Source organism: Brachyspira sp. SAP_772, assembly GCF_009755885.1.
Taxonomy (GTDB): domain Bacteria; phylum Spirochaetota; class Brachyspiria; order Brachyspirales; family Brachyspiraceae; genus Brachyspira.
In genome coordinates, this window is the sequence record NZ_VYIX01000001.1 from 687,099 (window position 1) to 699,970 (window position 12,872).

12 protein-coding genes are annotated in these 12,872 nt (G+C 27.7%); 6 read left to right on the top strand and 6 right to left on the bottom strand.

Annotated elements, in window-relative coordinates; genetic code table 11:
* Window positions 1-22 precede the first annotated feature (22 nt).
* Together GQX97_RS02975 and GQX97_RS02980 are read right to left on the bottom strand one after the other, a co-directional pair.
* Window positions 23-334, bottom strand: coding sequence for a DUF1232 domain-containing protein (locus GQX97_RS02975; protein ID WP_157150464.1), 312 nt, complete (start codon window positions 332-334; stop codon window positions 23-25).
* A gap of 102 nt (window positions 335-436) precedes the next feature.
* On the bottom strand, window positions 437-1,000 hold the full coding sequence (locus GQX97_RS02980) for an ankyrin repeat domain-containing protein (protein ID WP_157150465.1): 564 nt from the start codon (window positions 998-1,000) through the stop codon (window positions 437-439).
* Window positions 1,001-1,130: 130 nt separating this feature from the next.
* Between GQX97_RS02980 and GQX97_RS02985 the strand changes: the two genes are divergently transcribed.
* From GQX97_RS02985 to dut, 3 genes are read left to right on the top strand one after another with little or no spacing between them, the layout of a single operon-like run.
* Complete coding sequence (locus tag GQX97_RS02985) at window positions 1,131-1,448, top strand: HPr family phosphocarrier protein (RefSeq protein ID WP_157150466.1); 318 nt, start codon at window positions 1,131-1,133, stop codon at window positions 1,446-1,448.
* Between the two features lie 41 nt (window positions 1,449-1,489).
* Window positions 1,490-2,875, top strand: coding sequence for a GntP family permease (locus GQX97_RS02990; protein WP_157150467.1), 1,386 nt, complete (start codon window positions 1,490-1,492; stop codon window positions 2,873-2,875).
* Window positions 2,876-2,892: 17 nt separating this feature from the next.
* Complete coding sequence (gene dut / locus GQX97_RS02995) at window positions 2,893-3,327, top strand: dUTP diphosphatase (RefSeq protein ID WP_157150468.1); 435 nt, start codon at window positions 2,893-2,895, stop codon at window positions 3,325-3,327.
* A gap of 88 nt (window positions 3,328-3,415) precedes the next feature.
* Here dut and GQX97_RS03000 read toward each other — a convergent pair whose 3' ends face one another.
* Complete coding sequence (locus GQX97_RS03000; RefSeq protein WP_157150469.1) at window positions 3,416-4,606, bottom strand: acetate/propionate family kinase; 1,191 nt, start codon at window positions 4,604-4,606, stop codon at window positions 3,416-3,418.
* A 223-nt stretch (window positions 4,607-4,829) separates the two neighbouring features.
* Here GQX97_RS03000 and treR point away from each other — a divergent pair, with 223 nt between their 5' ends.
* A complete protein-coding gene (gene treR / locus GQX97_RS03005; RefSeq protein ID WP_157150470.1) occupies window positions 4,830-5,540 on the top strand; it encodes a trehalose operon repressor in 711 nt (236 codons plus the stop codon).
* Between the two features lie 14 nt (window positions 5,541-5,554).
* On the opposite strand, the gene GQX97_RS03010 is transcribed toward treR, so the two are convergent.
* Window positions 5,555-6,274 carry an NERD domain-containing protein gene (locus GQX97_RS03010; RefSeq protein ID WP_157150890.1) on the bottom strand — a complete coding sequence of 240 codons (720 nt, stop codon included), beginning with the start codon at window positions 6,272-6,274 and terminating at the stop codon, window positions 5,555-5,557.
* Between the two features lie 180 nt (window positions 6,275-6,454).
* Here GQX97_RS03010 and treP point away from each other — a divergent pair, with 180 nt between their 5' ends.
* The gene (gene treP, locus GQX97_RS03015) at window positions 6,455-8,368 is read left to right on the top strand and encodes a PTS system trehalose-specific EIIBC component (RefSeq protein WP_157150471.1); all 1,914 of its coding nucleotides are present in this window, start codon (window positions 6,455-6,457) and stop codon (window positions 8,366-8,368) included.
* A gap of 383 nt (window positions 8,369-8,751) precedes the next feature.
* Window positions 8,752-10,413 carry an alpha,alpha-phosphotrehalase gene (gene treC, locus GQX97_RS03020; RefSeq protein WP_157150472.1) on the top strand — a complete coding sequence of 554 codons (1,662 nt, stop codon included), beginning with the start codon at window positions 8,752-8,754 and terminating at the stop codon, window positions 10,411-10,413.
* Between the two features lie 112 nt (window positions 10,414-10,525).
* On the opposite strand, the gene GQX97_RS03025 is transcribed toward treC, so the two are convergent.
* The gene (locus GQX97_RS03025; protein ID WP_157150473.1) at window positions 10,526-11,518 is read right to left on the bottom strand and encodes a M14 family metallopeptidase; all 993 of its coding nucleotides are present in this window, start codon (window positions 11,516-11,518) and stop codon (window positions 10,526-10,528) included.
* Window positions 11,511-12,848 (bottom strand): MATE family efflux transporter, encoded by a 1,338-nt coding sequence (locus GQX97_RS03030; RefSeq protein ID WP_157150474.1) that lies wholly within the window; start codon window positions 12,846-12,848, stop codon window positions 11,511-11,513. The genes GQX97_RS03025 and GQX97_RS03030 overlap by 8 nt, the downstream gene beginning before the upstream one ends.
* Window positions 12,849-12,872 lie beyond the last annotated feature (24 nt).

Here is a 12,872-nt window from a genome sequence, read left to right on the forward strand (position 1 = left end):
AATATATATTTAATGTTATTTTTTAGTTTGTAGTCACTTTAAAAACTAAAACAGCCAAAAGAATAATTATCAATATACCTATTATCCCAACAATTAAAAGTCCCCATTTTAAAAATTTAATTATTTTCTTTAATGAACTATTATCTTCTAAAACACCATTCTGTATACCGTTAAGTCCTCCTACTATAAGAAATAATGCATCTTCTAACCAGCCTACTACAGGTACAACATCAGGCACTAAATCTACAGGTGAAACTGTGTATATAATTGCTAATATTAAAGGTATCCAAGGTGTTATTTTATATTGTGCAGGTTTATTTGTATATTCGCTCATAAATAACCCCTATTTTTGATAAAAAATATATATAGATTGAAATAATTTAAAGTCATTATATATAAGGATTTTAATTTGTCAACATAATTCTATAAAAATATGTTAATAAGCCTCAGCAATCTCAAGCATTCTTATTATAAGGCTGTTTCCTGTATCTTTTGCTATGCTGGAAGCTGTTTCACCGTCTTTTGTTTTAAGATAAATATTTGCTCTTTTATTTATGAGAAGTTTTACCATTTCGGCATTTTCTTTTTTTATTGCCCACATCAAAGCGGTATATCCATTGTTGTCAGCTATATCAAGTTTAGCACCTTTCTCTACAAAAAGTTTTGCTATTTCTGTGTTGTTATTATTTATTGCCAAAACTAAAGCTGTATATCTGTAATTGTTTACTACATTGAGGTCTGCCTTCATATCTATAAGGAATTCTGCTACTTGCATATTTTCTTTAGTAATTGCTTTTGAAGAAGCTATTCTCATAAGCACAGTATTACCATCATTATCTTGTACATTTATATGAACTTTCTTGTTATATACATAATCTTTTACTTTATCCATATGTCCATAACTAGCCCAAAATAAAAACTCTTCTTCATCTGGAGTTATATTATATAAATTTGATGAAAATAATATCAAAAAAAATAATAGTAAAAAAGTATTTCTCATTTTATAACCTCAATAATATAATAAGTATAACAAAATATTAATTTTTCTCAATATTTTTTATGATAACATATTATTGAAAATTATTAAATATATGTTATTATAAAGAAAAACAAATATAGTGAGTTATTGAATGACATTAACTAATGTAGTAACAATTAAAAGTAAAAATGGTATGCATTTAAGACCAGCTGGAGTATTATCACAAATAGCAAGTAAAATAGAATACTCTGATTTAGGCATATTTTTACTTTATAATGGTGTGAGAGCAGATGCAAAAAGTGTATTTAATATCATGGGGCTTGGTGCTTTTTGCGATGCTAAATTAATACTTGAAATTGAATATGAAGAAGGAATGGAAGAAGCTGCTAAAAATGCTGAAAAAGAACTTTTGTATTTCTTTGAAGAAGGCTATATTAATGCAGAAGTTCCAGAAGAAGAAGAAGAGTAAATAATATTCATTTCAAAATAAATACTTTCAGGTTGTAGACTATGATTAGCTATTCAATAATAACCATGCTTATAATCTCTATATTAATAGTAATGTTACTTACTATTAAATTTAAAGTGCATCCTTTTATAGCAATGTTAATGGTTGCTATATTTTTATCATTTACTTTGCATGTACCTTCAAACAGAAATCCTAATTATATAAATGAAATTGCTTCTCTAATAAGCAAAGGTTTTGGAAATGCTTTGGGAAGTGTTGGAATTATAATAATTTTGGGAAGTATTATTGGTAATATACTAGAGATGTCTGGAGCTACATATAAGCTTGGTGAGATAATTTTAAAAATAGTTGGAAAATCCCACCCTGCCCTTGCTATGAATATATTAGGTTTTATTGTTTCTATACCTGTGTTCTGTGATTCTGGATATTTAATATTAACACCATTAAGAAAAGCATTAGCAAAAAAAAGCGGAGCTTCACCTGTAGCATTATCTGTAGCATTATCAACAGGTTTATATGCTTCTCATGCATTAATACCTCCTACCCCAGGACCTGCTGCTGTTATTAATCTTTTCAATTTACAAGAGCATTTATTTACTGTTATAGCAATAGGGCTTATTGTAGCTATACCTACTTCTTTAGCTGGTGCTATATATGGTATATTTATATCAAAATATGTAAAAAAGAAGGAATATAAACAAAATAATTATAGTTATGAAAGTGTTATTGATGATATGGAAAAGCTTCCTTCAGCATTCAAATCATTTGCACCTATATTTGTACCGATTATACTCATGGCTATAGGGTCTATAGTAAGATTTAATTCTTTGCATTTAGATGAAGATAGCTTTATAAAGAATATGTTTATATTTCTTGGTGAGCCTACTATGGCATTATTTATAGGATTTTTATTTTCACTACTACTTATACATAATTTTAATAGAGATGAAATGTATATGTGGATTGGTGATGGGGTAAGAGATTCTGGAAATATATTAGTTATAGTTGGGGCAAGCGGAGCTTTTGCTGAAGTTTTGAAATCTACAGAGCTTACAAACATTATATTTGAACTTGGAGATGTGTTTGCTTCTGTGAATTTGGGATTAGTACTTCCTTTCTTGCTTGCATCTCTTTTAAAAATTTCTTTAGGCTCTTCAACTATATCGGTTGTTACAGTTGCTAGTTTGTTTGCACCATTACTTGATACATTAGGATATACTACTCCAATATCACAAGTTTTAGTGTTAATGTCTATAGGTGCTGGTTCTATGGTATTTTCTCATATCAATGACAGCTATTTCTGGGTAGTTGTAGAATTATCTGGTTTAAGTGTTCAGGATGCATATAAAGCAAGAACTTTAGCTACTGTAGTGCAAGGGGCTACTGCTCTAATTATAATTATGATATTCTCATTTTTATTAAAATAAATATAAAGAAGGTGAAAATGTTAAAAATAAAAGTAATCAATAAATCAAAAAATCCACTTCCTAAATATCAAACACTTGGAGCTTCAGGTTTAGATTTACATGCCAATATAGATGAGCCTATTACATTAAATAAAAATGACATAGTTTTAGTGCCTACAGGCTTATATATAGAAATACCAGAAGGTTATGAAGCTCAGATTAGAAGCAGAAGTTCATTAGCTTTAAAACATGGAATATTTTGTTTGAACTCTCCCGCTACTATTGATAGCGATTATAGAGGGGAATTAAAAATTATATTAGCTGCTCTAACAGATAAACCTTTTACTATTAATGCAGGTGATAGAATTGCACAGATGGTATTTGCAAAGGTAGAAAAAGCAGAGTTTGAAGAGGTTCTAGAGCTTTCTGACTCTATTAGAGGAGAAGGTGGTTTTGGAAGCACAAGTATATAATTAATATGATTTTTACATTTTTATTTAAAATAAAAATAGGATGCACTTAAGCACCCTATTTTTTATTTTAAACTTTTTTATTTAATTATTATTTCAAAGCAATATTGTAAGTGTCCATTGCTATAGCTTTTTCTTCATCTGTAGCTATAACATAAAGTTTAATAGGAGCACCATCTTTTTCAAAACTAGCACAACCTCTAGCCTTAGCATTTTTATCAGCATCACATTTAATGCCAAGTTCATCTAAACCTTCAAGTATTCTAGCTCTTACAGAAGCACTGTTTTCACCAATACCACCAGTAAATACTATACCGTCAAGATGTCCAAGTGCTGCCATATAAGAACCTATATATTTTTTTACTCTATAAGCAAACATTTTTATAGCAAGCTCAGCTTTAGGGTTAGTTTTAGAAGCTTCTTCCAAGTTTCTCATATCATTACTAACACCAGAAACACCTAAAAGTCCGCTTTTTTTATTTAAAATATTATCAATTTCTTTAGCAGATAAATTTTCTTTACCCATCATGAAAGTAACAACAGCAGGGTCCATATCACCAGACCTAGTACCCATTACTAAACCTTCTAATGGAGTTAAACCCATACTAGTATCAACAGATTCTCCATTTTTTACAGCAGTTACACTAGCACCATTACCTAAATGGCAAACTATAACATTAGCATTAGGTTTATTGGTCGCCTTACAGAATTCACCATATACATATTTATGAGAAGTACCATGGAAACCATAACGGCGAACTTTATATTTATCATACCATTCATGAGGCACTGCATACATATAAGCATGTTCAGGTATAGTTTGATGGAAGCTTGTATCAAATACAGCAACCATTTTTACATCTTTTAATATTTCTTGACAAGCTCTTATACCTTGTAAACCTGCTGGGTTATGTAAAGGAGCAATTTCACAGCAAGCTTCTATAGCTTTTATAGCTTCATCTGTTATTAAAGTACTTTTGCTGAATGCTTCTCCGCCATGTACTACTCTATGCCCTACTCCAGATATTTCACTCATATCAGATATTACGCCTACTTCTTTATCTGTTAAAAGAGAAAAAATTAAACTCATACCTGCTTTATGATCAGGAACTTTTTGTTCTATCTTTTTTTCTTTGCCTTTTTCTACTGCTGTGTGTTTTAAAGCACTTGTCTCTTCGCCTATTTTTTCTAATAGACCTTTTGCTAATACTTTTGCTTCAGGCATAGAAAATAATTGATATTTAATACTAGAACTACCAGAATTTATCACTAATACATTCATAAAAATAACTCCATTATTATTTATAATTGACTCATTATAACATACTAATTATATTTATCAATAAAACTTAAATATTTTTTGATTTTAAAATAGCATAAACATATAAAAAGAAGTTATTAAATAATATATTTATTACTATGTAAAAATATTTTTTATTTATAATTAATCTTTACAAGGATATAATTTTGTATTATAATACCTTAATTTTAAATAGAGGTTTTTAATGGCATCGAAGTACGAAGATATTTATAATAGTTTACTTGATAAAATAAAATTTGGATACTACAAAAAAGGAGATATACTTCCAAGCGAACATGACTTGATGAAAGAATATGATGCTTCAAGAGACACTATAAGAAAATCTCTTCAGCTTTTATCTAATAATGGATGTATTCAAAAACATAAAGGCAAGGGCTCTATAGTTATTAATTCTAATATATATAATTTTGAATTTGGAGGAATATTTAGTTTTAAAGAAGTTGCTTCAAAGATGTATGGTAAAAAAGTAAAAACTATAGTTAATAAATGTGAATGTATAAAGCCCGATGCATTAATAAAAAAAGCATTAAAACTAAATGATAATGATAAAGTATGGTCTATAGAGAGAATAAGAAATATAGACGGTGAAAATATTATACTTGATATAGATTTTATCAATGCTACAATTATACCATTCATAGATGAAAATATTTTAAAAGATTCTTTATATGAACATATAGAAAATAATTTGCAATTAAAAATATCTTATGCCGAAAGAGAAATATCCTGTGAAAAAATAACCTCAAATGATAAACAACTTTTGGATTTAAAAGATTATGATATGATAATAAATGTAGCTTCAAAAACATTTTTATCAGATACTAGAGTGTTTCAAATAACTTCAGCAAGGCATAGACCAGATAAGTTTAAATTCAGAGATTTTGCAAGAAGATAATTGACACACTACTATTATTTCTTTATTGTAAATCTACAATTTGTATAATTACTACATCCGTAAAATTCTCCATATTTTCCTTCTCTTAAAATTAATTGCCCCTTACATCTTGGACATATATTATTACTTATTTCTTGTTTTGTATAATTTATATTTTTTATATGTTCTGAATTTAAAATGTTATTATGATTTGATATTAGTTTATCATAAATATAATTCATTTCGTCAGTAGTATAATTATTTCCTTCATTAAAATTATTTAAATAATTTTTTAAATCATACAAATTAATTACATTATTTATATTTATTTTATCCGCATTATTTTGAGTAAATACAATTAATGAATAAATATTATATTTATTATCCAATATCTTTTTTAAATGAAATATATGAGATTTATTTTGTTTTATTGGATTATAAAAATAATTCCTTTTTCCATATCTTAAATATTGAGTCCATTTTTTATCTTTTTCACTACCAAATATAAGCCCGCTATAATTTTTTGTTTCTATGCAAAATATTCCATTTGTTCTTATTTCTATATGATCTATCTGATGGCTCTTTCCATTACTATCAATTATTACTAAATTATTTATCTGTCTATGCTCTGCTTTACCAAAAAATAATGGATTTAAAGCGGAATTAACTTCAAATTCTCCAACTTGTCCTTTAAGTGAATCAGTATATAAAAAATTAGGAATAAGTTTTTTGGTAAAATAATTTAATAAACCCATGATTATTATAACCTTATTATACAAATATGAAATTATTATAATATTATGTAAGTATTTATCAATACCAAAAAATTATAAAAAAATGAAATTATATAATTGACAAACTTGTACGTATATGTTAATATGTACGTACAAGTTAATGATAATAAAAATACAATAAATATATGGAGGTATATATTTATGGGAAAGTTCACCGAAGATGCTGCACTTCTATTAAAATATGTGGGTGGAAAAGAGAATATTAAAGCAATAACTCATTGTGTTACAAGAATGCGTTTTGTTTTAGCAGACCCTAAAAAAGCAGATATTAAAGCAATAGAGAATTTAAAATCTACTAAAGGCACTTTCACTCAATCAGGACAATTTCAAGTAATAATAGGAAATGAGGTTTCAGAATATTATAATGAATTTGTTAAGATTTCTGGTATAGAGGGAGTTAGTAAAGATGCTGTAAAAGAATCAGCAAAAGGCAATCAAACATTCTTACAGCGTTTAATGTCTAATATAGCAGAAATATTTTCACCGCTTATTCCTGCAATTATATGCGGAGGTTTTATATTAGGTTTTAGAAGCATAATATCTGACATTAAATTTTTTGAAGAAGGTACAAAAAGTTTAACTCAAATATCACAGTTCTGGGCTGGAACAAATGATTTTTTATGGTTAATAGGTGAAGCAATTTTCCATTTCCTCCCTGTAGGTATAACATGGTCTATCACTAGAAAAATGGGTACTACTCAAATATTGGGTATTGTTTTAGGTATAACATTAGTTTCGCCTCAGCTTGTTAATGCTTATTTGGTTGGAAGTGTTGATCCTAAGTTTTATGATTTTGGAATATTTCAAATGCCTATGGTTGGTTATCAAGCACAGGTTATACCAGCTATAATGGCAGGATTTATATTAGTTTATCTTGAAAAATTTTGGAGAAAGGTGGTTCCTGAATATATATCTATGGTTGTAATACCATTTGCTTCACTCATACCTACAGTTATTATAGCACATGCAATTGTTGGTCCTATAGGATGGAAAATAGGTGAAGCGGTTTCTTATGTTGTATACACTGGACTAACATCAAAGTTTGGAGTTTTATTTGCTGGTGTATTTGGTTTCTTCTATGCTCCTTTAGTTATCACAGGTCTTCATCACATGTCTAATGCTATTGACTTGCAGCTTATGAGTCAATTTGGAGGCACTATGTTATGGCCTATGATAGCTTTATCAAATATAGCACAAGGTTCTGCAGTAGTTGCTATGTCTATACTTCAGAAAAGAAATAACAAAGCTAAACAGATAAATATACCTGCATTTATATCATGTTATTTAGGAGTAACAGAGCCTGCATTGTTTGGTGTAAACTTAAAATATGGTTTTCCATTTATATGTGCTTTAATAGGTTCTTGTGTGGCGGCAATTATATCTGTTGGTTCTAAGGTTATGGCTACATCTATTGGTATTGGCGGTATACCGGGAATACTTTCAATACAGCCTCAGCATATGTTGATGTTTGCTGTTGCTATGGTTTTTGCTATAGCTATACCATTAGTATTAACTCTAATAGTTGGAAAGAAAAAATTAAAAGCAGAAGATTTAGTTGATGATGCAGAAAATTTAGAAACTAACACATCTATTACAATAACTTTAGATGATGATAATTTTGTTTCTCCTATGAATGGAAAAGTTTATAAATTATCAGATATAGCAGACGAAGCATTTTCTTCTGGTGCCATGGGAGATGGTTTTGCAATAGAGTTAGCTGACAGTTTAGTTATATCTCCTTGCGACGGTGAAATTATAGCAGCATTTCCTACAAAACATGCATACGGCATAGAAACTGCAGACGGAAAAGAAATACTTATTCATATAGGTATGGATACAGTTGAACTTAATGGAGAGGGTTTTGAATCTTTTGTAAAACTGGGAGATAAAGTAAAAAAAGGAGATAAGTTAGCTAAAGTTGATTTAGAGTATATAAAAAGTAAGGGAAAGTCTTTAGTATCTCCTGTTGTATTTACAGACGGCACTAAGATTAATTTATTAAAAGAAAGTATTATCATAAAAAATGGAGAAGGAAAAATTATAGAGATAAAATAATAAAAAAGATATGACGGCAATTAAATATATATTACTTACCTGCTGTTATACAGCTAAATAATTACATTTTGTCAATTTTTATATTTTATAAATGTATTATCAACTTTTTTGTCGCTCTCGCTGTGCGGACTTCGTCAAAAAGTTGCAAAAAACGCATATACTACAGCTTAATATTTTAAGAATATGTGTTAAATATAAATAATACCATGATCTTATGTAAAAAATGCAGTTCTTTTGGTTCTTTTATACCAATAAAAGAACTGGGGGTTCGGGGGCTAGTCCCCGAAAATAATAAAAAATATAAAAACTAATTTTGACAAACTTAAAAATTTTTAGTATATACTCAAGAATTTATTATAAATCTAATTGAATAGGACTCATTTATGAATTTTAAAAATAAAGTTGTTTATCAAATATATCCTAAATCTTTTATGGATAGCAACAATGACGGGTTTGGAGATATAAAAGGAATAATATCAAAATTAGACTATTTACAAAACTTAGGTGTAGATATTATTTGGAGCACTCCTTTCTTTGTTTCTCCTCAAAAAGATAATGGTTATGATGTTACTGATTATTATAATGTTGATCCTTCTTATGGCACTATGGAAGATGTTGAAGAACTTATAAAAGAAGCTAAAAAAAGAAATATAGATATAATGTTTGATATGGTATTCAATCACACTTCTACAGAGCATGAATGGTTTAAGAGGGCTATGAATGGAGAAGAGAAATACAAAAATTATTATATATTCAAAAAAGGAAGAGTAGTTGATGGCAAAAAAGAACCTCCTACTAATTGGGCATCTAAATTTGGTGGCAATGCTTGGCAGTATGTAGAAAAATTTGATGAGTATTATTTGCATTTATTTGATGTGAGTCAGGCTGATTTAAATTGGGACAATGAAGAGGTAAGAAAAGAGATTTTTGATATAGTTAATTTCTGGATAAAAAAAGGAGTTTACGGATTTAGATTTGATGTAATAAACCTTATATCAAAGCCAAAAATTTTTGAAGATGATTTTCAAGGAGACGGAAGGAGATTTTATACTGACGGAATAAATATACATAAATATTTAAAAGAGTTAAATAAAAACACATTTGGAAAATATGATAATGCAATCACTGTAGGAGAGATGTCATCAACAAGTATAGAAAACTGCATTAAATATTCTGGTGAAAAAGAAAATGAACTTAGCATGATATTTAGTTTTCATCATCTTAAAGTTGACTATAAAAATAATGATAAATGGCAGCTCATGGATTTTAATTTTCAAGAACTAAAAAAACTTTTATTTACTTGGCAGAAGGGAATGCAAAACAATGATGCATGGTCAGCTTTGTTTTGGTGCAATCATGATCAGCCAAGAATTGTGTCAAGATTTGGTGGTGATAAAAAATATCATAAAGAATCCTCTAAAATGCTTGCTACAGTTATTCATTGTTTGAGGGGTACTCCTTATATTTATCAAGGCGAAGAGATAGGCATGACAAATGCTTATTTTGATAATATCAATAGTTATAAAGATGTTGAATCAATAAACTATTTCAATATACTTAAAAATAATGGTATAGAAGAAAAAGAAATATATAAAATACTTCAAGCAAGGTCAAGAGACAATTCAAGAACTCCTATGCAATGGAATGATAAAGAAAATGCAGGTTTTTCAAATGCTAAACCTTGGATAGAAGTTATTTATAATTATAAAGAGATAAACGTAGAAAAGAGTCTTAAAGATGAAAACTCTATATTTAATCATTATAAAAAATTAATAAAATTAAGAAAAGATTATAAAGTTATTTCAGAAGGTAAAACTATACCTATATTAGAAGACGATAAAAATGTATTTGCTTTTATAAGAGAATACGAGAGTGAAAAACTTTTAGTAATAAATAATTTTTATGCCAATGAGTGCACTATAGATTTAAGCAGTATTGATTTTGATATAAAAACTTCAAAGTGTCTTCTTTCAAATTATGATACAGCAGCACTTGATAATATTATAAAATTAAAACCTTATGAGTCTATAGTGTTATATAAATAATCTGCAGATTCATCCTTCATATAAATTTTTATTATCATTAAAAAAGCCTTGTATAATAATATATGCAAGGCTAATTTATATTAAAAAATTTTTATAAAAGTTAATATCAAACTTATTTTTTTATTTCTTCTATTTCATTTATCTCTATTAAAGAATCCCCTATTTGCAAAGATGGATTTGTCTTTAAAATACAAACAACACCGTCATAATCTGATATTACATCTTTAATTTTTTTTCCAAAATAATCTTTTATCTCTCCAACCTTATCTCCTTTTTTAATAATATCTTCTGTTTTTACAGTAGGATACCACATTCCATAACAATCAGCCTTTATAGAAGCAGTATAATTTAATATAACTCTCTCTTCTGTATCTTTTATTTTTTCATCGCATAACATATTCAAATAAATCATAACATTTTTTATTCCATCATAATGAACTTGAACATTCTCTTCATCTAATATCCCATTTCCTCCTGCTTCAGTGAGTATAGAAGGAACGCCTCTAAAAGCTAATCTGCTATAAGCTCCCCCATATTTATTGTCTTTGTTCATTTTAGTGTGTATTATATATTTTATATTATATACTTCTATATATTTTATATTATATACTTCAGCCATTTTTCTTGATATATTATCTGTTTCTTCTATGCCAACTATAGGAACATAAATGCAATTAGCTATTGATTCAGGTATATCTCCACCATGAAGTTCTATACAATATTGAGCATCTTTTAATACTTCATTCCAAAAATAATAATCCATAGCTTCAGTATAACTTCCATTCTCTTCACCCGGAAAAAGTCTTAATGGATTTTTATTATCATTAGGCACAATAAAAGCTCTATTTTCTCTAAAAGCAGGTATATTAAATATTGTAGTTATTATTAGTCTTCCTTTAACTTGCAATTTATTTGATTCTATATCATTTAACAATCTTATAGCAGCCTCTATTCCTGCAAATTCACTTCCATGCATTCCGCCTATAATAGCTAAAGTTTTATCATTGTTACTAGTGTCTCCTTCTACATATGCAACAGGAAAAATTATTTCTTCTCCTGTAGCCTTACATATAAACTTTTTAATTTCTTTTTTTACTTTATTCATTTTTTACTCCATTATCAATTTTTTTAAATAAACTTTTTATAAAAGGTAATATAAAAATACTTCTGCCAAAATAAAAAGAAAGCAGTGCAATCCAAAGCCCATTATTGTTTAAATAATCAAAACTTATAAAAAGCACAGCTAAAAATAATATTAAACTCAAAAAAGTAGATATGAACACTGCCCTATTAAAAGAAGCCCCTGTAAATATTCCATAAAGAGTAAGCCCCAAAGCAGAAATAGTAGGATATAATGCCACCCAAAAATAATATTTATAAGTATAATTTAAAACTTCAATATTATCTGTAAATAAATTAATAAAAGTTTTATTAAAAATTAAATATAAAGTTGTTAATAATATTACAAATATAAATCCATATTTAATATTTTTTATTATTGCAGATTTTAATAAAGCAGAGTTTTTTAATCCAAAAGCTCTTCCACTATAAACACTTGAAGTATTAGCAATTCCATCAAACATATATGATATTATTGATTGTATTTGAAGAAGTATAGAGTTTGATGAAATTAATATAGTTCCTAATGAGGCACTTTTTGATGTAAAAATATTTATTTGAATTAGTAAACATATTGTTCTAAGCATAAGATATAAATTTGAAATTAAAGAAGTTTTCATTTTAGATAAATCAGTGAAATCTTTTAAATTAACTTTTCCAAAATTTCCATATCTTACAATAAAAAACACACCAATAAAAAAAGAAGTTAACTGAGATATTAAAGTTGCAATTGCTATACCAAATACACCCATAGATAATGATAAAGCAAATATTACATCCAATATCATATTTAATAAATTTCCGCTTATCTGCATTATTAAAGAAGCCTTAACTTTTCTCTGCCCCATAAGCCAGCCCAACATCACATAATTAGATAATAAAAATGGAGCCCCCCATATAAGCACATTATAATATATATTAAAAGCCTCTAATGCCCCTATTTCCAAATCAAAAGTATTTTTTGCATAAAAGCTAATAACTCTTTGAAATATTAGTATTATAAATGATATTGATAATGCAATATATAAAGGCTGAAAAAAAGCAAAAGCTCTATCTTCTTTTTTTCCTGTACCTAATGCAATAGCACTAAATGAAGTAGTATTTACTCTAAGAAAACCAAACACCCAATATATAGTATTAAAAACAACACTTCCCACCGATACACCAGCTATATATATAGGGTCCCCTAGCCTTCCAGCAACAGCTGTGTCTACTGCCCCTAAAAGAGGCTGCGTCATTGTGGATATTACAAAAGGTATTAATATTTTTATATAGTCTGAATCTTTTATTAATTGTTTTGTATTATTATTATTCATTTTATAATTTTTATAATCGCAAAA

Coding starts and splice junctions, on each gene's coding strand:
- treR (WP_157150470.1), top strand. CDS start 4,830: ATGGCATCGAAGTACGAAGATATTTATAATAGTTTACTTGATAAAATA.
- GQX97_RS02975 (WP_157150464.1), bottom strand. CDS start 334: ATGAGCGAATATACAAATAAACCTGCACAATATAAAATAACACCTTGG.
- GQX97_RS03000 (WP_157150469.1), bottom strand. CDS start 4,606: ATGAATGTATTAGTGATAAATTCTGGTAGTTCTAGTATTAAATATCAA.
- GQX97_RS03025 (WP_157150473.1), bottom strand. CDS start 11,518: ATGAATAAAGTAAAAAAAGAAATTAAAAAGTTTATATGTAAGGCTACA.
- GQX97_RS03010 (WP_157150890.1), bottom strand. CDS start 6,274: ATGGGTTTATTAAATTATTTTACCAAAAAACTTATTCCTAATTTTTTA.
- GQX97_RS03030 (WP_157150474.1), bottom strand. CDS start 12,848: ATGAATAATAATAATACAAAACAATTAATAAAAGATTCAGACTATATA.
- GQX97_RS02990 (WP_157150467.1), top strand. CDS start 1,490: ATGATTAGCTATTCAATAATAACCATGCTTATAATCTCTATATTAATA.
- GQX97_RS02985 (WP_157150466.1), top strand. CDS start 1,131: ATGACATTAACTAATGTAGTAACAATTAAAAGTAAAAATGGTATGCAT.
- dut (WP_157150468.1), top strand. CDS start 2,893: ATGTTAAAAATAAAAGTAATCAATAAATCAAAAAATCCACTTCCTAAA.
- treP (WP_157150471.1), top strand. CDS start 6,455: ATGGGAAAGTTCACCGAAGATGCTGCACTTCTATTAAAATATGTGGGT.
- treC (WP_157150472.1), top strand. CDS start 8,752: ATGAATTTTAAAAATAAAGTTGTTTATCAAATATATCCTAAATCTTTT.
- GQX97_RS02980 (WP_157150465.1), bottom strand. CDS start 1,000: ATGAGAAATACTTTTTTACTATTATTTTTTTTGATATTATTTTCATCA.